Source organism: Chloroflexota bacterium (genome assembly GCA_014360905.1).
In the GTDB taxonomy this organism is placed as follows: domain Bacteria; phylum Chloroflexota; class Anaerolineae; order UBA2200; family UBA2200; genus JACIWX01.
On the sequence record JACIWW010000035.1, the window covers coordinates 1 to 23,500 of the forward strand.

At 53.3% G+C, this 23,500-nt stretch carries 27 protein-coding genes and 2 tRNA genes; 11 read left to right on the top strand and 18 right to left on the bottom strand.

The genetic code is table 11. The features are described 5' to 3' along the window. Window positions 1-189 (top strand): hypothetical protein (locus H5T67_11845; GenBank protein MBC7245999.1); only part of this gene is annotated, 189 nt, incomplete at its 5' end. An 81-nt stretch (window positions 190-270) separates the two neighbouring features. On the opposite strand, the gene H5T67_11850 is transcribed toward H5T67_11845, so the two are convergent. The 6 genes from H5T67_11850 to ffh form a co-directional block, all read right to left on the bottom strand. Beyond that, window positions 271-1,464 carry a CinA family nicotinamide mononucleotide deamidase-related protein gene (locus tag H5T67_11850; GenBank protein MBC7246000.1) on the bottom strand — a complete coding sequence of 398 codons (1,194 nt, stop codon included), beginning with the start codon at window positions 1,462-1,464 and terminating at the stop codon, window positions 271-273. Window positions 1,465-1,537: 73 nt separating this feature from the next. Continuing rightward, window positions 1,538-2,626, bottom strand: a complete 1,089-nt coding sequence (locus tag H5T67_11855; protein ID MBC7246001.1) for an NTP transferase domain-containing protein — start codon at window positions 2,624-2,626, stop codon at window positions 1,538-1,540. 45 nt (window positions 2,627-2,671) lie between these two features. Continuing rightward, window positions 2,672-3,790, bottom strand: coding sequence for a DNA-protecting protein DprA (gene dprA / locus H5T67_11860; protein ID MBC7246002.1), 1,119 nt, complete (start codon window positions 3,788-3,790; stop codon window positions 2,672-2,674). A gap of 174 nt (window positions 3,791-3,964) precedes the next feature. Beyond that, window positions 3,965-4,195, bottom strand: coding sequence for a KH domain-containing protein (locus tag H5T67_11865; GenBank protein MBC7246003.1), 231 nt, complete (start codon window positions 4,193-4,195; stop codon window positions 3,965-3,967). A gap of 21 nt (window positions 4,196-4,216) precedes the next feature. After that, on the bottom strand, window positions 4,217-4,531 hold the full coding sequence (gene rpsP / locus H5T67_11870; protein ID MBC7246004.1) for a 30S ribosomal protein S16: 315 nt from the start codon (window positions 4,529-4,531) through the stop codon (window positions 4,217-4,219). Window positions 4,532-4,721: 190 nt separating this feature from the next. Beyond that, window positions 4,722-6,050, bottom strand: a complete 1,329-nt coding sequence (gene ffh, locus H5T67_11875; protein MBC7246005.1) for a signal recognition particle protein — start codon at window positions 6,048-6,050, stop codon at window positions 4,722-4,724. Window positions 6,051-6,261: 211 nt separating this feature from the next. Here ffh and H5T67_11880 point away from each other — a divergent pair. After that, window positions 6,262-6,335, top strand: a tRNA-Pro gene (locus tag H5T67_11880). Window positions 6,336-6,377: 42 nt separating this feature from the next. Here the strand turns inward: H5T67_11880 and H5T67_11885 are convergent. Further along, complete coding sequence (locus H5T67_11885; GenBank protein MBC7246006.1) at window positions 6,378-6,821, bottom strand: HIT family protein; 444 nt, start codon at window positions 6,819-6,821, stop codon at window positions 6,378-6,380. 174 nt (window positions 6,822-6,995) lie between these two features. On the opposite strand from H5T67_11885, the gene H5T67_11890 reads away from it, so the two are divergent. Beyond that, window positions 6,996-8,060, top strand: coding sequence for a UDP-glucose--hexose-1-phosphate uridylyltransferase (locus tag H5T67_11890; protein ID MBC7246007.1), 1,065 nt, complete (start codon window positions 6,996-6,998; stop codon window positions 8,058-8,060). A 59-nt stretch (window positions 8,061-8,119) separates the two neighbouring features. Here H5T67_11890 and recN read toward each other — a convergent pair whose 3' ends face one another. From recN to H5T67_11925, 7 genes are all read right to left on the bottom strand, one after another. Next, window positions 8,120-9,859, bottom strand: a complete 1,740-nt coding sequence (gene recN / locus H5T67_11895; GenBank protein MBC7246008.1) for a DNA repair protein RecN — start codon at window positions 9,857-9,859, stop codon at window positions 8,120-8,122. Between the two features lie 120 nt (window positions 9,860-9,979). Further along, window positions 9,980-10,801, bottom strand: a complete 822-nt coding sequence (locus H5T67_11900; GenBank protein ID MBC7246009.1) for an NAD(+)/NADH kinase — start codon at window positions 10,799-10,801, stop codon at window positions 9,980-9,982. Between the two features lie 219 nt (window positions 10,802-11,020). Next, window positions 11,021-11,539 carry a Dna2/Cas4 domain-containing protein gene (locus H5T67_11905; protein MBC7246010.1) on the bottom strand — a complete coding sequence of 173 codons (519 nt, stop codon included), beginning with the start codon at window positions 11,537-11,539 and terminating at the stop codon, window positions 11,021-11,023. Window positions 11,540-11,543: 4 nt separating this feature from the next. Beyond that, window positions 11,544-12,179, bottom strand: a complete 636-nt coding sequence (locus H5T67_11910; protein ID MBC7246011.1) for a L,D-transpeptidase family protein — start codon at window positions 12,177-12,179, stop codon at window positions 11,544-11,546. Continuing rightward, a complete protein-coding gene (locus H5T67_11915; protein MBC7246012.1) occupies window positions 12,179-12,442 on the bottom strand; it encodes a hypothetical protein in 264 nt (87 codons plus the stop codon). Before H5T67_11915 ends, H5T67_11910 begins: the two co-directional genes overlap by 1 nt. Continuing rightward, on the bottom strand, window positions 12,435-13,196 hold the full coding sequence (locus tag H5T67_11920; protein MBC7246013.1) for a haloacid dehalogenase: 762 nt from the start codon (window positions 13,194-13,196) through the stop codon (window positions 12,435-12,437). Before H5T67_11920 ends, H5T67_11915 begins: the two co-directional genes overlap by 8 nt. Then, on the bottom strand, window positions 13,141-13,767 hold the full coding sequence (locus H5T67_11925) for an MBL fold metallo-hydrolase (protein MBC7246014.1): 627 nt from the start codon (window positions 13,765-13,767) through the stop codon (window positions 13,141-13,143). Before H5T67_11925 ends, H5T67_11920 begins: the two co-directional genes overlap by 56 nt. Window positions 13,768-14,062: 295 nt before the next feature. Here H5T67_11925 and H5T67_11930 point away from each other — a divergent pair, with 295 nt between their 5' ends. Together H5T67_11930 and H5T67_11935 are read left to right on the top strand one after the other, a co-directional pair. Continuing rightward, window positions 14,063-15,199: a CoA transferase gene (locus H5T67_11930; GenBank protein MBC7246015.1), complete on the top strand. Its 1,137-nt coding sequence runs from the start codon at window positions 14,063-14,065 to the stop codon at window positions 15,197-15,199. A gap of 49 nt (window positions 15,200-15,248) precedes the next feature. Then, window positions 15,249-15,977, top strand: coding sequence for a hypothetical protein (locus tag H5T67_11935; protein ID MBC7246016.1), 729 nt, complete (start codon window positions 15,249-15,251; stop codon window positions 15,975-15,977). A gap of 79 nt (window positions 15,978-16,056) precedes the next feature. On the opposite strand, the gene H5T67_11940 is transcribed toward H5T67_11935, so the two are convergent. Beyond that, window positions 16,057-16,773, bottom strand: a complete 717-nt coding sequence (locus H5T67_11940; protein ID MBC7246017.1) for a glycosyltransferase family 2 protein — start codon at window positions 16,771-16,773, stop codon at window positions 16,057-16,059. 232 nt (window positions 16,774-17,005) lie between these two features. Here H5T67_11940 and H5T67_11945 point away from each other — a divergent pair. Beyond that, window positions 17,006-17,079: transfer RNA gene (locus tag H5T67_11945), tRNA-Arg, on the top strand. 143 nt (window positions 17,080-17,222) lie between these two features. On the opposite strand, the gene H5T67_11950 is transcribed toward H5T67_11945, so the two are convergent. Next, complete coding sequence (locus H5T67_11950; GenBank protein ID MBC7246018.1) at window positions 17,223-18,101, bottom strand: alpha/beta fold hydrolase; 879 nt, start codon at window positions 18,099-18,101, stop codon at window positions 17,223-17,225. 422 nt (window positions 18,102-18,523) lie between these two features. On the opposite strand from H5T67_11950, the gene trxA reads away from it, so the two are divergent. Genes trxA through H5T67_11965 form a run of 3 tightly spaced genes read left to right on the top strand, consistent with a single transcriptional unit; the run spans window position 18,524 to window position 19,414 of the window. After that, window positions 18,524-18,859 carry a thioredoxin gene (trxA, locus tag H5T67_11955; GenBank protein ID MBC7246019.1) on the top strand — a complete coding sequence of 112 codons (336 nt, stop codon included), beginning with the start codon at window positions 18,524-18,526 and terminating at the stop codon, window positions 18,857-18,859. Window positions 18,860-18,892: 33 nt separating this feature from the next. Then, on the top strand, window positions 18,893-19,093 hold the full coding sequence (locus H5T67_11960) for a zinc ribbon domain-containing protein (GenBank protein ID MBC7246020.1): 201 nt from the start codon (window positions 18,893-18,895) through the stop codon (window positions 19,091-19,093). A gap of 42 nt (window positions 19,094-19,135) precedes the next feature. Further along, window positions 19,136-19,414 (top strand): metal-sensitive transcriptional regulator, encoded by a 279-nt coding sequence (locus H5T67_11965; protein MBC7246021.1) that lies wholly within the window; start codon window positions 19,136-19,138, stop codon window positions 19,412-19,414. A 64-nt stretch (window positions 19,415-19,478) separates the two neighbouring features. On the opposite strand, the gene H5T67_11970 is transcribed toward H5T67_11965, so the two are convergent. Beyond that, entirely contained in the window at window positions 19,479-19,712 is a 234-nt protein-coding gene (locus tag H5T67_11970; GenBank protein ID MBC7246022.1) for a DUF1998 domain-containing protein, read from the bottom strand. A gap of 127 nt (window positions 19,713-19,839) precedes the next feature. Between H5T67_11970 and H5T67_11975 the strand changes: the two genes are divergently transcribed. Then, a complete protein-coding gene (locus H5T67_11975) occupies window positions 19,840-20,499 on the top strand; it encodes a transposase (GenBank protein MBC7246023.1) in 660 nt (219 codons plus the stop codon). Window positions 20,500-20,544: 45 nt separating this feature from the next. Further along, window positions 20,545-21,423 (top strand): transposase, encoded by an 879-nt coding sequence (locus tag H5T67_11980; protein ID MBC7246024.1) that lies wholly within the window; start codon window positions 20,545-20,547, stop codon window positions 21,421-21,423. Between the two features lie 880 nt (window positions 21,424-22,303). Here H5T67_11980 and H5T67_11985 read toward each other — a convergent pair. Beyond that, a complete protein-coding gene (locus H5T67_11985; GenBank protein ID MBC7246025.1) occupies window positions 22,304-23,269 on the bottom strand; it encodes a site-specific DNA-methyltransferase in 966 nt (321 codons plus the stop codon). Between the last annotated feature and the right edge of the window lie 231 nt (window positions 23,270-23,500).

Sequence of the window (23,500 nt, forward strand, 5' to 3'; positions counted from 1 at the left end):
CGCCCCCACTTTGGCGTGGGCATGGAGCAAAAGCCTCCTTTGGCCGTCTTGCGCCATTTGGGGTATACTGGGGATGAGCATATCGCCTTGCTACCACCTATCCTGCTCGACCCAATTAGTACCGACCTGCTGCTCGCTTGTGACAAAGAGGCTGGTAACGATCTATTGGCCACTTACAGGCAGTGCTAACTTCACCATCGTCGGGATCGTCACGAGGTTAGGCAGCACCTTCAGATAACGATGGCCCAGTGCTGAGACGTCGGGCGTGCGTTAGTGCATTAACCAGCGCCGCACGACATCCAAGGCATAATAGAATGTCCATAGCGTGGCCACATCGGATTGGCCGCGAGATGGCCACTGATGCACGTGCACACCATCTGGTGCAGCCAGAGCAATATACAAAAGGGGTGTCTCGCCATCGCTCTCGCAAATGATCAGCCCTAAATCCGCTGTATAATGCTCGCGCAAGACACCTGCCAGTGCGCGCACCGTATCCTCGCTAAGCACTGCTGCTGGGATGGCCATCTCCTTAGCCAGTGTCAAACCGTCAAGAGCAATGCGTACGCCAGCCAGTACCTCCTTGCCGCCTTCCACTTCCAGCAAGCGCCGTGCGACAAGTCCGCCTGTATTGGTTTCGCCAATGGCCATGGTGAGTTTCTGTTGACGCAAAGCACCGACCACGATACCGGGGAGTGTTTCCTCATCCACTCCATAAACCACTGAGCCTAGCCGCGCACGCACCTGTTGTTCCATGCTTTCGAGCAGTCGCAATGCTTCGGCCCGTGTTTTCGCCTTAGCCGTGATGCACACATCGGTTTGACCCGGATGTGCGCGTGTACCCACTGTGGGATTATTGCTGTGCATCAGATCGAAGATGGCTTGGCCAATCATGCTTTCCCCAATGCCCACCGTGTGCACCCAGCGACACAGGATCACAGCTCCCTCTCCCATCTTGTGGCTCAGATAGGGCAACACATGCTTCTGCAGCAGATACGCCATCTCATGCGGCACGCCCGGCAGGCAGATGATTGCCTTCTGATCCACCTCAACGATGAATGATGGAGCTGTGCCCACTGGATTCTCGAGCACGATGGCTCCAGCAGGTACATAGGCTTGCCTGCGGTTGTTAGGGCTCATCGTCGTGCCGCGCTTGCGAAAGAAGGACTCGATCTGAGCAAGCAATTCGGGGTGAAAAACTAATTCTCGCCCGCATACACGGGCTACTGCTTCGCGGGTAACGTCATCTACCGTGGGTCCCAATCCGCCAGTGGTGATCACCACATCCGAACGGGCTAAAGCACTCTGCAATACCGCTACGATGCGCTGTTCGTTATCACCCACAGTCGTAGTGTAATAATGGTCCACACCGATGGTGGCCAGTTGCCGCGCAATATGGGCGGCATTCGTATCCACGATCTCGCCTAGCAGCAATTCCGTGCCGATGGTGACAATTTCTGCGATCAAGCCAGGCTCTCCATACTCGTGCTCTCGCTCCACAGCGAAAAACCGCGCGATGGGAGGAGCATCACTCTGTATCCTAGAGGTATTGCCCTTTGCCCTGGCGTTTCAATTCTTCAACCACTTTCTTCACGTCTTGAGCGCGCTCTTTAGGGCACACCAGCACAGCATCGCCAGCATCAATCACGATCATGCCCTGCAACCCTAGAACCGCTACCAGACGGCCAGAGCTATAGACGAAGGTATCCTTGCAATCTAGCACAATCTGTTCGCCTTGCACCACGTTCCCTTCATTATCCGCCGGCAATAGACTAGCCACGGAACTCCAGCAGCCTACGTCGCTCCAGCCAAAGTCAGCAGGGATCACCACGACATCGCTAGCCCGTTCCATGATGCCCACGTCAATGGACACGCTGCGAACAGTAGGCCAGATGCGTTCAATTGCTTCAGCTTGCTTCGGCGTATCCAGCACTGGCTCTAATTCCATCAACTGTGCATACAGCTCTGGCAGTAAACGGCGCATTTCCCTTAGGATTGCGGACACTTTCCAGACAAATATGCCACTATTCCAGAAATAGCGCCCGCTTTGCACAAAGGAACAGGCTATCCCCAGATCGGGCTTTTCAGTAAAGCGCTCCACTCGATATACATCTTGATCCCCAACCCGACCAAGCAAAGCGCCACGTTCGATATAACCATAGCCAGTCTCTGGGTAGGTAGGCTGAATGCCCAGCGTAATTAGGTGGTCGTCCTCAGCAGTTCGCACTGCAGCTCGCAGTGCTCGACGAAATCCCTGCTCATCTTCAACCACGTGGTCGGCGTGCAAAGAGATCATGATAGCATCTGGATCGCGCTTGTGGATGAGCAGAGCCATCAGCCCGATGCAAGGCGCAGTACCGCGTCCTATCGGCTCTACCACAAAGTTGGCGGAGGGGATAGTGGGCAATTCATCGCGCACTGCCTGTGCATGCTCAGCCACCGTAATGACCATCAAATGATCATTGGGGATCAATGGCTGCACACGCGCACAGGTCTGGGCCAGCATGGTGTCATCGCTATACAGCGCCAGAAGGTGCTTTGGCTGTTTCATACGGCTAAGCGGCCAAAGGCGTGTGCCTCCCCCACCAGCCAGAATCACCCCATATAAAGGAGATTGAGTACTACTCATACTTGCTCCATAACTCGAGTCTGAGATGCCTGCCTCTATAGAGGATCAATCCACGGTATATGAATGGCGGCTCTCATGGGCTAATATGTAATGCATGCCCCCAGTCTGTCGCACCAGCCCTTTAAGTTCCATCAAGGCTAGTGTACCCGTGACCTGAGCGATGGGCAGGCCAGTGGCACGCCCCAATTCGTCCACGTGTATCGGCTCTTCCGACAAATGCCGAAGTACAAGGGCTTCTGTCTCGTTCTCCGGCACCACCGCCCGTACTTCCGCCTGTTGGCTGACCATGGTCAGGTTCAGTTCTTCCAGTATGTCCTGGGCACGCATTACCAACTTGGCTTCACCTTGCTGGATAAGCCGATTGGTTCCACTACAACCATGGTCGAAGATGCTGCCAGGCACAGCAAAGACCTCGCGCCCCTGCTCCAATGCATAGTAAGCGGTGATCAACGCGCCACTGCCTTCACCCGCTTGAGCAATCAATGTGCCTAACGCCAAACCACTGATGAGCCGATTACGTGGCGGAAAATTACCCTTCTCTGGTTTCGTGCCTAGTGGATACTCCGTGATAAGCGCACCAGAGGCCACAATATCGCGTGCCAAATTGGCATTCTCATAAGGGTAGATGATGTCTATGCCAGACCCCAGCACGGCAATAGTGCGGCCTCCCGCCTCCAGAGCAGCGCGATGTGCTTCCGAATCAATGCCACGCGCCAAACCGCTGATAATCGTAATGTGGTTTCGCGCAAGTTCACCTGCTAGATAGCGGGTTGCTTCGCGACCATAAGCCTTGGCATAACGTGTGCCAACCACAGCCACAGCCCATTCGTCTTCTGGCGTGTACGAACCTTTAACATACAGCACGGGTGGCGGCAAGTTGATCTGGCGTAGCAGGCGTGGGTACCCTTCATCCTGCAACGTGAACACATGTGCGCCTGTGTCTTCAATGCGGTGCATCTCTGCATCCAGGTCGAGTTTATCGCGCATGGCAATCAGGCTCTGGAGGGGCTTGCGATCCAGACCTGCTCGCGCCAAATCTAGCGCAGAAGCGTGCCATGCCCGCTCAGCACTGCCGAAATAGTCCAAGAGCTTCTTCAGACGGGCTGGTCCAATCCCTGGAACGATATTGAAACCCACCCAATATCTGGTATCCATGCTCCGCATCTCTAGAGAGGATTCGCATTGAGCGAATGCTTAGCGCCCAAGTGCCATCCTTAGGTAAAAGCTAAAAGCCCGGACAACACGAGTTTGCTACTGCGCCGCATTGTCCCGGCATTGACATAGGTGCTATTGTGGCAATAGGTAAAACTTATTGCCAGTAAGATATGTCATGTTCTGCTACTCGACAATCTCCAGAATTGCTCGCTTCCCAGCCCGTGTGGAAGCAACGCGCAGTAGGCTACGTATAGCGTTGGCCACACGACCATTCTTCCCAATCACACGGCCCATGTCAGACGGGGCTACATGTAACTCATAGATGATGGAACGTGCTCCAACGATCTCCTCAACCCGTACTTCTTCGGGATGATCAACGAGGGATTTGGCTATGTACTCGATGAGTTCCTTCATCTGCCCTTCAGACACGAGTGGTTATCCTCCCCCCGCGGTAGGCTCAGCAGCAACATCAGTCGCGGTCGGTGCACTGTAGCGCCGTTTCCGCTCTGTGATTAGGCCTTTTTTTTCCAACAGCCGTGCTACAGCATCGCTAGGCTGCGCTCCCTGTGATAGCCAGTAGCGAGCGCGCTCTTCGTCGATTTCGAACGTAGGCGGATCAGTACGAGGATTATAATAACCGATATTCTCAATAAAGCGCCCATCTCGCGGAGATCGCGCATCTGCTACAACAATGCGGTAGCTAGCTTGTTTCTTTGCACCAGTACGACGAAGACGAATCCTAACTGCCAAGAAACCTTTCCTCCTTCATTTAGCAAACTCGAAAACCCTTTTGATCTTTGTATTTTCCATCTCGCTAACAATACTGTCAGTCAGCTCACATGGACATACTCATGTTAGGCACAAATTGTAATAGAGAATGAGCCTGTGGTCAAGAAACCCGAGTGGGCAAACTCCGCGCAGGCTCGTCCGGAAGACAGCTTCACAATCTGAACCGCCCCAACAGAGCAGCAGGTCCACGTCCTGTGCTCATCTGCTTTATCAACTGCTGCATCTGACGGAACTGATTGAGCAATTGATTGACTTCAGATACAGTGGTGCCACTGCCTCGTGCGATACGGCGTTTGCGGCTTCCGTTGATGATACGTGGGTCACGCCGCTCCTCCGGAGTCATGGAGCGGATGATGGCTTCTACGCGCTTCATCTGCTTTTCGGTCAATTCTTCCGGCAATTGGCTCTTGATACCCGAAAACCCCGGGATCATTTCCAAAAGTTGATGCAATGGCCCCATCTTCCTCACCTGTTGCATCTGTTCCAGAAAATCTTCCAGATCGAAAGTGGCCGTGCGCAGCTTTTGTTCCATCTTGAGCGCCTGTTCCTGATCAAAAGCAGCTTCAGCGCGTTCGATGAGAGTCAGCACATCGCCCATGCCCAAAATGCGCGAAGCCAATCGTTCAGGCTGGAAGGGCTCAAGTGCATCTAATTTCTCGCCCACGCCCAAATACATGATCGGCACGCCAGTGACAGCGCGGATGGAAAGGGCAGCTCCGCCTCGAGCATCACCATCCACCTTGGTCAAGATCAGGCCAGTCAGTCGCACACGTCGGTTGAATTCCTCTGCCACACGCACGGCATCCTGGCCAGTCATGGCATCTGCTACCAGCAGGACTTCGACTGGAGAAACCTGTCGCACGATTTCCTCCAGTTCGCGCATCATCTCATCGTCAATGTGCAGCCGACCGCCCGTGTCCAGGATGACCACACTGTAAGCACCCTTGCGCGCTCGAGCAACCGCATTGACGCAGATACGTGGTGGGGGCACTTGATCGCCTTCGCTGTGTACCGTGATGTCCAACTGGCGACCAAGTATCTCCAGTTGCGTGATCGCCGCTGGTCGCCGCGTATCTGCTGCCACTAGCAAGAGACGCTGCCCTGACTGCCGCAACTTGAGTGCCAACTTGGCAGCGGTAGTAGTCTTGCCCGATCCTTGCAAGCCAGCAAGCATAACCACATGAGGCGGCGGACCGGACAGATCCAGTTTTCGCGGCTCGCCTAAAGTGGCAATGAGCTCCTCGTGGACGATCTTGATCACCATCTGAGCGGGAGAGAGGCTCTTCATCACCTCTGCACCGACAGCCCGCTCGCGCACACGAGCGATGAAATCTTTCACCACTCGGAAATTGACGTCTGCTTCGAGCAGCGCCAGACGCACCTCACGCAACGCGGCATCTACGTCCGCTTCGGAAAGACGTCCTTTTCCGGAGAGTTTCTTGAAAATATCTTGTAGTCTGGTGGTCAGATTGTCGAACATAGAGAACTTCCCGTTATCACTTGCCAGCAGGCAGTAGTATGCGAAAACTGCCGCCTGTCTGTTTGCATACGAACGAGCCGAAGAAATGGTTTTCCATCATGGCTTGCAGGAGATTGTAATGTAGAGGGGATGTTTGGTCAAAATAGACGATTAGCGTAAGCGCAACAGCGATTTGGCAAAAGGAGCAGACTTGGCTATAATAGATCTCAAACGGGGCGTAGCGCAGCCCGGTAGCGCACTTGAATGGGGTTCAAGTGGTCCGCGGTTCAAATCCGCGCGCCCCGACTGAAAATCCTTAGGTTTTGCAACCTAAGGATTTTATTTCTATTAATCCGTGTTGAGCGCTTGCCTAATTTTCGCTCCTACCTCACGCAGCACCTCTGGGTCCTCGCGTTGATGCCGCCATATCGGCACCAGTCCATCATCCCACCAACGGGGAATTACGTGCATGTGAAAGTGGTACACACTCTGAAAAGCCGCGCGACGGTTGGCTTGGATGAGGTTCACGCCATCGGGCTGCAGCGCCTTGTCTATAGCCCGCGCCACGCGCACCACGGTGCGCATCACGTGCAATGCATCTTCCTCGCCCACATCGAAGAGGTCTCGTGCGTGCTTCTTGGGGATGACCAGCACATGACCCCGTGTAGCCGGATTGATATCCATGAAAGCCATCGTGTGCTCGTCTTCATAGACCACCACCGCTGGCGCTTGGCCATTGACGATGGCACAGAAGACACAAAAATCGGAAGAATGCCCAACATGGTTATCCATTGCCGATTATTGCCCTCCTAAGGTACTCACATTGTGCTGGTTAATGATAAAAAATTGGGCACAAAACTCCAAAAAGAACTGGGGTCTACCGTGGCTGGCTCACCAGTTATGTGGATTTGGTCATCCGCCCCGTGTCATTTATCATAGGTCAAGCAACTTCTCCAGGAGGTCCAAATGATCGCAGATGCACAAACGCTATCTGTTGTTCACCGTCGTTACAACCCACTAACACGCGAGTGGGTTCTGGTATCTCCGCACCGCATGGAACGCCCCTGGCTCGGCCTGGTGGAGACCCCACCACGAGAGACGCGTCCCGCCTACGACCCAGAGTGCTACCTATGCCCAGGCAACATGCGTGCCAAAGGCACGCAAAACCCAGACTATGAAGGCACATTTGTCTTTGATAACGATTTCAGCGCTTTGCTGCCCTACTCCGCAGGCATCGGTGATGCAGCCAAAGTACACTCCTCGCTCCTGGTCAGCCACCCAGAACGCGGCATCTGCCGCGTGATTTGCTTCTCTCCCCGTCACGACCTGACTTTGGCTGAAATGACAGTGGATCAAATTCGCGCTGTGGTCGATCTCTGGATAGAACAGTACATCGAACTAGGGGCGCTTTCATTCATCCGCTATGTGCAGATTTTCGAGAACAAAGGGGAGATGATGGGTGCTTCCAATCCGCATCCACATGGGCAAATCTGGGCCAATGAGTCTCTACCTACGGAAGTGATTAAGGAGAACGCGGCGCAAGAGGACTATCTGCATGAGTCAGGGCGCTGCTTGCTGTGCGACTACCTGGCGCTAGAGATGATAGAAGGAACGCGCATTGTGCTGGAAAACGATGGTTTTGTCGTTCTAGTCCCCTTTTGGGCAATCTGGCCCTTTGAGACGATGCTGCTCAGCAAACGCCATGTCTCCTCTTTGTCCCACCTCGATGGAGAAGAACGCGATGCGCTAGCGGATATCCTCAAACGATTAACCTGTCGCTATGATAACTTGTTCCAGGCATCCTTTCCCTACTCAATGGGCTTTCATCAGCAGCCCACGGATGGCCAGCTCCATCCTGCGTGGCACTTGCACGCACATTTCTATCCGCCGTTGCTCCGTTCAGCTACTGTGCGCAAGTTCATGGTTGGCTACGAGATGCTAGCGCAGCCTCAACGTGACTTGACGGCTGAAGCTGCTGCAGAACGGTTAAGAGGGCTATCCGATATGCATTACAAAGAACTCGACCGCTAAAACCTTGCACGGCTTTGCCTTATCCTCGTGACCGAAGGGCACAACCGCTATGGACAAGTTCATTTTTGCTGGGCACCGACCCTCTTGATGGTCAGAGTTTCTTCGTACATTTCTTGAGCGCTGCGTTGGCGTGCCACACCTGGCGGGCCACCGAGCATAGCGGCGAGTTCCTCAATACGTTCCTGCTCACCAAGCTCCTGCACACGTGTCACCGTGCGTCCTTGACTCTGCACCTTATCTACCTTGTAATGAGCATCACCATAGCAGGCTAACTGGGGCAGATGCGTGACACATAATACTTGGTGCTTGGATGTCAAGCCCCACAGTTTGCGTCCTACCACGCCTCCCGCACGGCCGCCGATACCTTGGTCAATTTCGTCAAAGATAAGCGTAGGCACTTCATCAGCCGCAGTAAGCACCACTTTCAGGGCCAACATAAGCCGAGAAGTCTCGCCCCCTGAAGCAATTTTGGCCAATGGTTTTGGCGGCTCGCCGACATTGGGTGAAATTAGGAATTCCACGTGATCAATGCCACTTAGATCGCAGGCATAGCGTTTGCCCTCGACCAGCACCCCATCCTCTGCTTCTTTCCAATGCATGTCCACTACGAAGCGAGCTTGCTTCATGTTCAGCTCATCGAGCTCACGCTCTACAGCTGCCTCCAACCGATTGGCAGCCTCGCGCCTGGCTGCTGAGAGTGCGGACGCTTGGGCTCCAACTTCCACGATCAGACGGGCTTCCTCTTCTTCCAATTCGGCAATACGCTCTTCGTTATGGGTAATCGCATGTAATTCCTTCGCTGCCCCTTCAGCAAAATGCAACACTTCCGCGATGGAATTGCCGTACTTGCGTTTCAAGTTGTGGATCAAATCCAGCCGTTCTTCGATCATTTGCAAGCGCACCGGGTTGAATTCGATTTTATCCCGATAACTGCGCAGCGTGCGCGCGAGGTCATCGAGTTGGTAAGATATCTCCTCCACGAATTGGCGCTGCGGCGCGATATGCGCATCGAGTTTCTCCAATTCGGTCAGGTCGCGCAGCACGCTTTCCAGCATATCAACTACCGTGTGTTGTTCCTCACTGCCACCACCAAGCTTTTGAAAAGCTGTGTTGGCCAGCATAGAAAGACGTTCCGCATTGAGCAGCAACTTGCGTTCTGCCAAAAGCTCTTCCTCTTCGCCGGGGCGGAGTTTTGCGTCCTCGATTTCGCGTATTTGGTACTGCAGCAAATCAGCTCTGCGCGCTAATTCGCGCTCGTCTCGGCGCAGAGCGGCCAGTTCCTCACGCACCTTGCGCAACATTCGCACCTGCTCGGCTAACCCAGCCCGCTGCTCTTGCAAGCCACCGTACCGATCTAGGAAATTCAAATGCTCTTTGACGCGCAGAAGAGACAGGTGCTCCCCTTGCCCGTGGATATCAACCAAGCGCTCGCCTATCTGGGCAAAGATGCCCAAGGTCACTGTGCGCCCGTTTACCCGGCAGACATGGCGGCCATTCCGATTAATCTCACGTGTGAGAATGAGCGTGTCGCTGTCATCATCCAGTCCGTGTTCGTGCAGAAACGGTATCAACTCGTCACGAAGCGCAGGGGATAAAATAAAAACCCCTTCTATGCGCGCGCCTTCTGTTCCCGAACGAATGAGTTCTACATCTCCGCGCCCTCCGAGCAACGTGCTCACTGCATCAATAATGATGGATTTGCCCGCGCCCGTCTCGCCTGTGAGCACAGTAAACCCCGACGAAATCGTCAGATGCAGATGATCAATGATGGCAAAGTTGGAAATATTCAGTTCGGACAACAACCCCCGACCTCCGAATACCTCAATCAGTGGTTACCAATCTCTTAGAGTAAAAGCGAATAGGTTGCAATACCACTCTCGATATTTCACCCTTGTAACTCAAAGCCAAACGCACAGCTTTTACCTGAGCCGTTCGAATAGCGCCTTGTAAAAGTAATTACGCTCTCCCATGCGCACAAAACGACACACGTTTCGACTAGCTGCTACAACGATCATATCGCCGTCTCCCAGCGGGAGGTCCACCTGACCATCAATAGTCAGCGAAGCTTCGTATTCTGTGGAAAGCTCCAAATGTACGCGCACTCCAGCGGGCAGCACCAAGGCTGTAGCCACACTTAAATGCGGAGCGATGGGCGTCAACAAAAGATTGAACAAACCAGGATCCAGGATTGGGCCGCCTACCGCAAGCGAGTAAGCTGTAGAACCTGTGGGAGTAGCTACGATCACGCCATCTGCCACATAGGTTGTCAGATACTGGCCATCCACATAGGTCTCGACCCGCACAACCCGCGCAATGCGCCCCCTGCTGACCACGACGTCATTGAGCGCTTCATACGAATGCACGATGCGTCGCTCCCGCTCTACATCCGCGTGCAGCATCATGCGCTCTTCCAACCAATATTGCCCATCCACGAGCGCCTCTAGCCTACCCCGTATTTGCGAAGGCTGCAATTCAGCTAGAAATCCTAGACGACCCAAGTTCACTCCCAGAATAGGCAGGCTATGGGCAGCCAAGATGCGCGCCGTGCGCACGATGGTGCCATCTCCGCCAAACGTAATCAACAAATCGGTCCCCTGTGCTTGTTGCAGCACTTCAGCTTCGTCCCAGGCTGAAGCCTGCCACACCGATACGCCATAGGCTTGCAGGGCAGTTTCCACCTCCTGTGCCAAAGTCTGCGATTCGCTAATCTTGGGATGATGCAGCAGTCCAAATCGTTTCATTGCCAGCTCACAGTTGTTAATTCATGATTACCATAAGCCAAAACAGTGAAGATAACCTGATGATAAAGATGGTTTGCCTATGAATTATAGCCCAATCCGCCAACCTTGTCGAACTAAAGCCTTTGCCATACACCTCTGACATACAAAAGTAGGGCGGGTTAAAACCCTGCCCTATTGCTGCTTGTTACGGAATATCCCCACTGCGGGTTACTCTGCTCTTCAAGCCAAACGCCTGTGGCAGGCATACCGATGTCCACAACGCAGGCAACGCTGGGGCTCGTCGTGGCTTGGGGCAACATCTGGTGCACGCAAATCATGACGCATTGCTTCCAGTTTGGACAATAGGTAGTGACGCACTTCCTCTGTATAGTCAATGCGAAAAACTGCCTGGTGATACTTGAGGTAGCCGTAACGCGGGCGCTCTCCATATTCTTCCTCTACCAACAGGCAATAAGCCGCCAACTGCAGGATATCCCCCTCATATGGTTCAGCAGCGCGACGCCCAGGCTTCACTTCCACGGGCACAATCTGACCATGTTCCTTCACCAGGTAGTCTGGTTTGCCGGCAAGGCGATACCGCGGCGAAAACAATGGGCGTTCACAACACTGCCAGGCACCCGTATCTGCATACACGATCTGGCCTGTCGGCAAACCGGCCGCTAGCCTCTGTCTGCGGGTATAGAGGAGTAAACACGCTCCTGCCACGGCTAACAAAAGGGCAAGAAGCAACCAGAGCATAGGATTACGGCCTTTTCGTAAGAGGCAAAATGATGATGTGGGCCCCTTGAGGCCCCCACTCTGAAAACCACTTGGCTTCTTCGGGTGGCAATCGGATACAGCCATGGGACACGGGTCGCACACCCAAGGCATCCAAGTCTTGATAGATCTTTTCCCCGTTTTCCTTCAGATAGGGGGCACCATGGATCAAAACAGCGCCATAGTGATCGAACAAATACCAGGCATCATCAGCCCACGTTCCGAAGGAGAAGAAGGTGCCTACATATTTGCCTACTTCTCCTTCCCAGGCTGGCGTCATGGTCGTCTTATCCTCCGGATTACCTGTGCTGACCGGTATCGTGCGGATTTTGACACCATCCTCGTAAACATACATTGTTTGCGTATCCTGATCGATCAAGATGAAACGCTCGAAAGAAGCCTCCGGCCCAAGAGTAGGGATTGGAGATGGCGTCAGCGTCATGGTGGGTGTAGGCGACGGCGTTAGCGTGGCCGTAAACGTAGGACTGGGCAGCGGTGAGGGTTCAACGGTAGCAGTAGGCTGCATTGACAAGGTAGGAGAATGCCCAGGGTTACCCGGATCCAAGCTACACCCGACCACAACAAGCAGAGCTAGAGCGAGAAAGCACCATTTCCTGAGCATTACAGCCCTCGTCTCAGAAGATATATGCCCACTGTAGCAACTAGCACTGCCAGCAAGAGCAGCGCATAAGCCAGACGCTGCAGACGGAGATGGCGTGCCACAACGCGCCCATGCGCTCGGTGAGCAAAGTGACCACCGACCATCTCTAGTTTATGGCTAGATGGATATCCCTGCACAGAATCCAGCCACCAGCTGCGGGCACAAAAGGCATACTGACCCAGTTCACTGGCCATGATGACCGGCACAGAACGCTCGTCATCCATTGTCCGCACCTGCTGCTGGTTCTTTTTCCAAAGGGTATTCTGCCTGCCGCAAAGTACTCTCAAAGTCCCGTAGCGCACTCCGCAGAGCCTCCTGACGCGCAGCCATGGTCAGATCACCGCGTGTGCGTTCTAGAACTCCACGAACCATATCTGTAGTACGTCGCAGACCACCAGTGATGACATCGGGGTAATCAATGGTCACAAGCGTGCTATACACCTCTTCCATCACCTGTAGCATCGCTTCACAGCGGTCAATCTCACCTCTGCGAATGACATCCAGGACATAGCGTCGCACTTCACCCATCGCCTCCCCCAGACCATTGAGATAAGTAGCCGGTGGTACATCTAACTCATCGGGGGTGGGCAACGGCGCATCCGTGAGGAGCGCCCAGGTGATAGTGGCCTCAGCAAACTCTTTCAGCGCATCCTGTGTATATCCACTATAGTACAGATCAGGATGATCGCGCAGATCACTGGACATGCGTTGTGCTGCCGCCTTCGCCGTAGCCAGCAAATCCGCTGCCTTGTTATACTCAGCGCGATGTAGTGCACGAATGGCAAGGGCACAGCATCTAGTCAATTCGCGTGAGCGCGTCAGCGCTTGCTCACGTGTGGCATTCTTCGCTTCGAAATACGCCTGAATTTGCTCCGTGATATTCCCCAACCGTTCCAAGTCGCGCTCCTTTTTCTTCGGACCTCTAAGCCAGAAAAGGATTGTACTTTCGCTCGAAGCCGATGGTTGTCTTTGGGCCATGGCCGGGATAGACAACCGTATCATCGGGCAGGGTGAATAACTTGTCTCTGATGGATTGTAGTAGAACCCGCATGCTCCCCCCAGGAAAGTCCGTACGGCCAATGCCTAGATTAAACAGCGCGTCGCCACTGAAAATCACCTTCTCCTCCGGACTCCACAGACTAATGCTTCCAGGTGAATGCCCGGGTGTGTGCAATACATGTAACCGGACCGAACCAAATTCCACGGTTGCTCCCTCCTCGAGCAACAACGTCGCCGGCGGGCTGGGATGAACTTTGCCGACAAACACGGCAAAACTGCGCAGGGGATTGGTTAACATGTCCGCGTCTTTGGGATGGATAGCCAAAGAAGCGTCTGTCCCTTCTATCACTTCCTTATTAGCCATGATGTGATCAAAGTGGCCGTGTGTATTGACAACCAATTTGATATTCAGCTTCATCTGTTGCACAGTGCGCAAAATGTGAGCGCCATCTCCACCTGGGTCAATGACAATGCCTTCTTTTGTATTCTCGTCAGCAACAATATAACAATTAGTCTGCAATGGTCCAACGACAAGCAGTTCGACGATCAAATTGTCCTCCTCATGCTCTGCCAGGGCAAAGAAACAGCATACTTGTCCTTCCTCATCGTTGCCGCAAGTATATCACATTCACGCAGTACGGACAAGCGCAGCTGCCGCTCCGAACAGCATCCCCGATGCTTCTTTGTTGCTGACAAGACGCTATGATACAATACCACGGCGTTGACCACTCCTTTCATCGTGCTTCCTTTCCAGTGCGGATGCAGGAGAATGGTTCGGCTATTATGGCACAACTATGCGTTGTCACGCCATGAGTGGACTCAAACTATACGGGAGGATAAGGACATTGGAACAGCCATTGCAGGGTATACGCATCCTCGACCTGACTCGCTTGGCACCAGGGCCCTACGCATCTTCAGCCTTGGCCAATCTCGGTGCTGAAGTCATCAAGATCGAGAGGCCACGTTTTGGTGATCCACTGCGCTACGTATCACGTTTTGGCGTCGATGGTGGGGCCGCAATGTTTGAGCTGCTAAACCGCAACAAAAAGAGCATGACGCTCAATCTGAGAGCGCCCGAAGGCAGGGGTATCCTACAGGAATTGGCGCAGCGTGCTGACGTGCTCTTAGAAGGTTTTCGCCCAGGTGTGATGAAACGGCTTGGGCTCGATTACGAAACACTGGCAGCAGTGAATCCGCGCTTGATCTATGCCTCGCTCAGCGGATATGGCCAGAGAGGCCCTTATCATCTGCGTGCCGGCCACGATTTGGACTATATCGCTCTTGGAGGACTTTTGGCTCTCACCGGGACAAAAGATGGTCCCCCGGTTATTCCTGGCGTGCCCATCGCTGACCTGGTGGGAGGATTGTGGATGGCCTTCGGAGTGGTCGCTGCGCTTTTGGGACGCGAGCATAGTGGACGGGGTCAGTATCTGGATATTGCAATGCTAGATAGCATCGTCGCTCTGCTGGCTATACCATTGGCCGAGTGGCTGACGACGGGGCATGTCCCTCAACGAGGCCAAACGTGGCTGACGGGCAAGCTGGCATGCTACCATGTTTATGAGACAGCAGACGGAGGGTACATGGCTCTGGGAGCATTGGAGCCCGAGTTCTGGCAAGCTTTCTGCAGGGCTGTTGGTCGCCTAGAGTGGCAAGCACGGCAATATGACGCCGATCAGGCAAGCCTAATCGCTGAAGTTGCAGCGCTCTTCCGCACACAATCCAGAGCATATTGGACCAACCTATTTGCCACTCACGATTGCTGCTGCGAACCGGTTTTATCCCTGGATGAAGTATTCGCTCATCCGCAGACTGTGCATCGCCAGTTATGGCACGATGGGAATTTGGCTATGCCGCTGGATGGCCGCGAAACGCCCCAATCCCCTGCACCTGTCTTGGGTCAGCACACCTCGGAAATACTAGCCGAATTGGGCTACACGGCGACGGATATGGAACGCTTACGGCAAAAAGGTGTCATCTGACCATAAAACCAAACCCGTGAGGGCGATAGATGTTCGAAAAGGAGGCTCTATGCCTGTCATTTCATCAAGGGAAGATATTGAACAATTATTTCAGCAATTGTGCGCCGAGGCTGGACGCCAGGGCGTGATTGGCTTTTCTTCCTTGGACATGATCCTTTTGCTTCCGGAGCAGCAGCAGTATCTGGAGAAGAAATTGAAAACCCTTGGGCGAGAGATAACCGCCATTTCCCTTGGTGTGTTCTACCACGAGCACGAAGTCCTATCCATACCCGCTACCTGGCAAAGCAAGCCCTCACCCAATGACTGCTGGAACGAGTATGCACAGGCCTACATTACACTCAACCACACGCTCAACAATATCGCGCAGAAGATGGTGACTCGTTTTGGTGGCATTGCTGAGCAGGCGACCATAGAGGGCTGGGCCGGACAGGTCAGGCATGTTAGGGAATACTTCCCCCACTGTGTGTCACATCGCGTCTTCGCGGAGGCGGCTGGTCTGGGCTGGAGAGGTAAGCACGGCTTGATCGTTACGCCAGAGGCAGGTCCAGCGCTGCGCTTTGCTACGATTTTCATCTCAGGTCGCATTCCAAGCTCGCCAAAAGAATTGCCAGGATGCAGCGAATGCCGTTTGTGCCTGGAAGCCTGCCCCATTCTACGCAAAGCCAGTGATTATCGCGAAGCCTGCCGACAGCGCATTCGCGCCCTTGGCCTGCAAGCAGATGTATGCGGCATCTGCGTGCGCGCATGCTGGGAACACATCAGAAAAACAAGCGGATAACAAGCAAGGTCAAGCCGCCACTGGTGGTTGCGTTTGCTTTTTCCGGGCTGGATCATGGAGAAATACGATTGTCTCCGCGCTATACCTTCCCAAAGCGATAGCGGATCAACGTCCAGAGCGCTGGAAGACCATCTTTCCAGGGGTTCAGCTTTTTCTCTTTGCGCGGCTTGTACCAGATAGGTACCTCATGGATCGAGTAACCCCTGCGCAACAGTTTTGCGGTAATCTCCGGCTCAATCTGAAAACGGCTAGGGCGCAGATTCAGTTCCTGCATCACCTTGCGGGGCATCAGCTTGTAGCAGGTCTCCATATCGGATATCTGGGCTCCATAGAGCACATTCGTGACAAAAGTCAGGAATTGGTTCCCCAGACGAAAAAACAGCTTCTGCCTGCTGAGATCGCGTACACCGTAAACCACTTGAGCCTTGCCGTTCAGGATTGGCTCGAGCAGCCTTGGATAGTCATCTGGATTGTACTCTAGATCGGCATCCTGGATGATGACCCAATCGCCGGTAGCATGGCTGAGAGCGGTACGAATGCTCGTACCCTTGCCTTGATTCACCTCGTGGCGGTAAATGCGCACGCGTGGATCCCGGACGCTGTTTAACATCGTCCAGGTATTGTCAGTGGAGCAATCGTCCACCACAATCACTTCTTTATCAACGGGAACTGCCAGCACACGGTCAAGCAATTCCTTGACACTTTCCTCTTCGTTGAACACAGGAATCAATACAGATAGTTTCACAATCGCTCCTTCGTTCGGGTTGTGATTTAAGGCAAGATACACGCTGCACATTACTGCTGTGATCTGCCACCGTTTCCCAGCTATTGGGTTGGCCCTGTGACACGATATATGCCATTCTAGCGAGGGGTTGAGTAGTTGTCAAACTCGCGCGATCTTGGGTTGCGATATCCATTCGGGCAGTCACCTGAGATCCCGCCCCGAAGAATCAGGATTTTGCAGGAGTGTTCCAAGTGCGCAACTTGCCAGGCCCAGCAGGATGTGGTATACTTCAGTGCAGTATAGTGCCCCTGTAGCTCAGAGGACAGAGCGAGGGCGTCCTAAGCCCTGTCGTCGGGGGTTCGAATCCCTCCAGGGGCGCTTTTCCTATTTATGCGAGATGCTTGGGCTGTTCCTCAGCAACACACAACGGCAGATCGCATTACGCGAGGCGTTTTGCGTGATAAAGCAATCCCGCGTATGAGGCTGGGAGATTGCTTCGCCGCCTGGCCGAGTCTTCTGCTCTACCGACGCAAGAACTCGATGAGAATAGGATTGACCACCTCTGGACGCTCGTAGTGGGGGACGTGTCCGGCATCCTCAATAGCATGGAAATCCGCCCCAGGCATGGCCGCGAGGACTTGGCGGTGCGTTTCAAAGGGTATAGTCTTGTCCAGGCGTCCCCAGATGAGCAGGATGGGACGCCCTTGCTTGCCCACGCGGCGGTAGACCTCGCTGTGGTCGCGCAGGACATCGCCACGCAAAGTGGAGAGGATAGCGCGGCGAAAACCAATGTAGTGTGTCTGTGGTAGGTACTTGGCGCGAAAATCGGGAAAGCGCTCCGGATGCACAAAGTCATTGCCCTGCGAGTTGACCATAACCCGCTCAAAGAGGAGGTCCATCAGCCGTTCACCAAGCCAAGGCAGGGTGATGATATTGCCCAGGACTGGTTTAGCAAAGGGCAAGCCGGCTGGGTCAATCAAGATGAGTTTGCGCACGCGCTCCGGATAACGATCAGCAAAGCTCACGGCGATGGGACCGCCCATGGAGAGACCTACCACGTCTACAGCGCGCTCAATGCCCAACGCTTGTAACAAGTTCAGTGCCTGCCGCACGAAGAGGTCAAGAGTATATTCCGTCTCTGGACGGTCAGAGAAACCACGCCCATATAGGTCATAACGCAAGGGTCGGAACCCTGCCTCAGCGAGGGCGGGGAAGGTCGGATCCCAGATGTAATACGGGACGGAAAAGCCATGGATGAGCACAACCGGCTGGCCATCAAGAGGTCCGGCTAGCTCATAGTGCACCACTCCATCGGGCAAAGCAACGAACTGCCCTGGCGCTCCCTCACGCGCTTCGTCGTCCAGCGCCTTGTCTTCACCGCGAAAGCGATACGCTGCCATCCATTCCCCCCTTTCGAATGCTTGCTGCTTTGCTGCTATTATAGCACATCGCCGTAAAATAGGCAGGGTGCGAATAAGTATCACCAGATTGGGGAGTGGGTTTCTGCTCCGCGCCTAGGAACGACTGAACGATGGTTAGCCTAAGCAAGCACAGGAGGAGAAACTGACTTTATCTCCCTTGGCGATCGCTTAATCTGCTGAAAATACCCCACCCGACTAGTTTGTTGCGCAGGCTATTGCATTGCTTGCCGATGGGAGATGGGTCTCGAACAACGATATTTGCGAGCAGCCCACAAGTTTGACAAAAAAGTGGTTTTGTGCTAATATATACCCTAGGGGGGTATAGTAATAACCAAACTGCGGATTGCAGAAAATATCCGCAGGTTATCTCCCCATCCAAATGCCAAAGGAGAAAAAGAAAGATGAAAGAGCCATTGCATGTCACTGACGAAACGTTTCAAAAGGAAGTACTGGAATCTGAATTGCCCGTCCTGGTTGATTTCTGGGCACCATGGTGTGGGCCTTGCCGTATGGTAGGGCCGATCATTGAGGAGCTAGCGGCCGACTACGACGGGCGAGTGGTGATTGCCAAACTAAATACGGACGAGAATGGCGAAACGCCGGTCCGCTACGGCATCATGGGTATCCCTACCTTGATTATCTTCAAAGACGGTCAGGAGATTGAGCGGATCGTTGGCGCACGACCGAAAAAGGCCATCGCCGAGAGGTTGGATGCTGTTCTGAAAGCTACAGCATAAGGGTTCATTGATACTTTTCTCGGGAGTGACTGTATGCCGATCTATGAGTATCGTTGTACTCAATGTGGAGAGAAGTTTGAGAAGTGGCTTCGTTCCATGTCGGCCGAAGTGGATATCTGCTGCCCACGCTGCGGCAGTCAACGCGTAGAGAAAGCGATCTCCCTCTTTGGCAAGAGCAGTTCTACGACCAGCGCAGCGGCTGCCAATGCTTCGTGCGCACCGACAGGGGGCTGAAGCATTCGCAGATAAGAGCCGTTGGCTCTTGTGATACAAGGAATGAAAAACATGGATTTCCCACAAGACGTGCGACAAGAAATGCTTTCTCGCCTACGGCGCATCGAGGGACAGGCACGAGGTGTGCAGCGCATGGTGGAGGAGGGACGCGATTGCGCCGAGATCATCCATCAACTTGCCTCCATCCGTGCGGCAGCGCATAGTGCCAGTCTTTTCTTGCTGAAACACTATGCCAAGGAATGCTCAGCGGCTGCAGCGAAAAAGGATGGTACTGCAGAACCAATTGAAGATTTGGTTGAGCTGATGTTCACCATATCGTAAAGTGTGGTTCCCAGCAAGCACAAACCAGGTCTCTAGGCGAGGCTTGGTTTGTCTTGTTTCTGCGTCATGCACGCTGGTTGCCCAGCAATGCCTGTAGGATCAAAATGGCAGCACGCTTATCCAGCGGCTCATTGTTGTTGCCGCACTTGGGGGATTGGATGCAACTGGGGCAGCCATCCTGGCAAGGGCACTCCTGGATAGCAGCCAAGGTTGCCTTCCACAGTTCTAGAAGCAGGGCAAAGCCCTTCTCCGCGATGCCTATGCCGCCAGGAAGTGCATCATAATGGTCAAACGATATTCACATGAGCCGACTTTCTCAGATGTAACTTTCAAAAGACGCCTCGGTGATATACTAGATTTTGTGTAAAAAGGGCGGGCAGGGTATCCTCTAGAGATAAGCAACCATCTTTTAAGGAGGATAGACCATGCCCAATGATAAGGATATTAGCACACTTTTCGACCTTAGCCAAATCGAGTTTCAGGCCTATATTATGGAATGCGCCCGTTGTGTCGTGTGCCTCATTTTCGAGGAGGTGATGCGAGACGAGTTGAGCGCACTGTTGCAGGCGCAGCCTTACGAACGCAGTCCAAAGCGGCGCGGACAACGGAACGGGAGCTACAAGCGGGATTGGATCACCAGCTTTGGAGTACTGGCAAACGTGAAAGTGCCTCGCGATCGTGCCGGGCTGTACCAGACGCGCTTGTTTGACCGCTACCAGCGACGCCAGAGCCAGGTAGATCAGGCCATCCGTGACATGTTTATCAAAGGGCTGAGCACTACGGCAGTGGGGCAGAGCACTCAGCACTTGCTGGGGGCTGAACCCAGTCCATCGACCGTATCGCGTATCTTCCATAGCTTGGAAGAAGAATGTAACGCCTGGCGACAACGGCCGCTGGAGAAACGGTATCGGTATATCTTTCTGGATGGCGTCTACTTTACCGTCGGCTACGATAATCAGTATGAGAAAGTGCCCCTGTTAGCTGCCCTGGGGGTCAAGATGAATGGTGAACGGGAGGTGTTGGGCTTTGCCCCTGGGGACAAGGAGAGCCGTGCGGCATGGGATAGCTTTGTGGATGACCTCTAGCGTCGTGGGGTAGAAAGCGCTGAGCTGTGGATTACCGATGGCGGTATGGCAGTCATCGGGGCAATCGAAGCCAAGTTTCCCGGTGCTATCCGGCAGCGCTGTGCGGTGCACAAGGTCGAAAACATCCTGGTCCATGTGCCAAAGAGCAAGCAAGCTGACGTGCGCAACGAATTGAACCGCATCTTCTACTTGGCCAACAGCAAAGATGAGGCTCAGCAGGAGGTAGAAGCCTTTGTACTCAAGTGGGAGCCGGTGATCTCTGAGGCAGTCGAGTGCTTGCGCAGGGATCTGGGTGATTGCCTGCGTTTCTATGACTTTCCCAAACAGCACTGGCGCTCGATTCGCACCAACAACTATGTCGAACGCCTCTTCGGCGAAGTCAAGAAACGCGCTCGCTCGATGGGAGCCTTTCACAACGAGAAGACCGGAGGCTATCCTTACCCGCCTAAGGCCTTTTACACAACATTTGACAAATCACCCTCTGGTGAGGGCAGGTTCCCATACCTGCCCCGCCATAAAATCTTGACATCACCCCTCATGGCGGCTATGGAAAGCCGCCACTACGGTGAGCGGATCTTCACACTCGTAGCCGCCGAATTCTATTCGGCGGCGATCTCGTGCGCTGAACGGCAGTTGGGGTCAGGCGAAGGTCTAAGTCCTATAGCGAGTGATCAAATCCTGGGCGGCCTGATGCCCCAGACACATGCCATTGATGGGACAGCCCGTGCACCTGGGCGCGTCATGGTTAAAGCAGTAATTTGTGCCAATGTATACGAGACCGTCGTCCAAATCGCCAATGGCGTAGCCAGAGTGCAGAAGGAGTGCGTTCGGAATTCTCTGAATCTCCATTTTCGTTGGTACTCGTCGTTGCACTGCCAGGTGTTCCAGCACGACAGACCTGTATACTTCTCCAAACTCACCTGATATTTCGGTACGGGTTGATTTCTTGCCCCGGATGTTCGTTACCCGCAGGTAGTCTAATCCGCCTTTTCCCTTGCCCCTCTGTATGACATTCCACCTTTCGTAGTCTTCTATGCTTGCCCAGTCAAGTAAAAATCCGGTGCGGAACAACACACGCCCAGCATTGCTGTCTAATGGCAATTCATGCGAGAGGGGACCCCAGGTATTGCCTTTCCTTTTCGCCAGTCTGAAAGTGTAAACATACCATTTGGCAAATAAATGGCCTGCTTTATCTCCTATTGCCTTGCCCAGACCATAGCGCCTGTGATCTTTTATCTGCTGACTCATAATCTCGGCAGAAGGCCAGCTTTCGAGGTAATCCACGAGAGGCTCAATTGCGTCGTCCTGGCCTCTCTCCTTTTCCAGCAGCAGAGGGAGACATAATGCAGTGCCCCATCGAGAAACAGCATAATTCAGAGCTTGTTTTGAGTTATCCAGGAACAAATTGTACTTATTGGCGCTGGTTTTATTCACGCGAGCCCAATCATCCGCTCTGATCTCTTTGATACTATCGTGCTCTTGCAAAATCCTGTCAATGGAGATTCCAAATTCCCTGAAGAATTCTAACGGTTTATGGAAGATGCGGATCTCTCTTAGATACAGATCGTTCACTACACTTTTCACTAATAGCCGAACGCCTTCGAGATCTGGCCCCTGATCCAAGACTGCACTCAAGAGTAAGAACCTGGTTAGGACTTCTCTGCGAGTCCATAACCCATCGATTTCATCCAGCCCTATCAGGGAACTATCCTGGCTTAGGTAGTGACGAAAGGGGAAGAACTCACTCAGTGGCGGAGGGGAGGGATGTTGTCGTCCAAGGCGAGCAATCTCGATGATAAGTTCGTTACTCTGAATCTGGCTCCGAATCATATTCACCGCCCTTTTCCCGGAAAGCAAGGTCGAACAAACTTTGCTGGGGTGGTTGACGTGTATGTGTTTTCTGGGTTCGCTTTGCAGTACCTTTTTGGGACCCTTCATACACGGGCAATTTCTCGAAAACGGCAATGAGCTGTTCTCTGAGGTTCAGGGGCTCATTTAACCGTTGCTTGGCGATTTGCACGTACTTTTCCTTCACTTCGTAGCCAATCCAGTGCCGTTCGAGGGCGCGAGCTACCTTCGTTGTGGTTCCAATACCCAAGAACGGATCTAGCACCAAATCACCCGGGTAAGAGAAGAGGCTAATCAGCCGATAAGGGATTTCTTCAGGAAAGGGGCAGGGATGCTCGTACTGATTGGGAGGAACGGGCGCAATATGCCAGACATTATTAGCCAGTTCTTTTGTGAAGAGGTCATCGATCGGAATTTTGTTTTGTTCCTTCTCTTCGTTCGTCTTCCCTTTATAGATCTTGGGGCCTGGCTTCCGAAAGATGAGGATGTACTCTGTCATAATATTGGGACAGTAATAGCCAGGATACGGGTGCTGTATTGTGACCCCCGCCCTTTTCACTCCCCCTGTAACTTTGTGCCAGATAATATCCTGATGAAATTCAAAGCCTAGTTTCTCCATCAAAGACACGAAGTGCTGGGGTAATGGGTAATGCTTTCCATTAAACAGAACGGTGCCGATTACCACACAGCAAAACCTCCCTGGCTTCAAGACCCGATAGCATTCTTGGAAACAAGCGTTCAACCAAGCCAGGTATTTCTCGTATGCATCGCCTCTTCGCGTGCGATACCAGCTGGTATCATCTTGGACATGTACATCGTAGTCAATTGCGTTCCAATACGGAGGGGAAGTGATGATCAAATCTACCTGACCATCTGCTAATTCATCCATCTTCTCGCAGGACTTCAGTAAAATCTTGTCCATCCAGGCTCGTCCCTTTGCATTCCTCGGATACTCACTACTAACTCGTCTTGCCAACTGCTGACGCAAACATTATAATCGCAATACTAATTCTATGTCAAAAGAAGCATGCGCTTGCGCCAACAGATCGTTACCAGGTGGTACAGGCGATTTTGACAAAAGGGGGTGCTCCTGTGGTAAAAGAATTGTGGAAACAACTGCACCAGGAGGAGCACCGCCTATGGCCGATCTGGC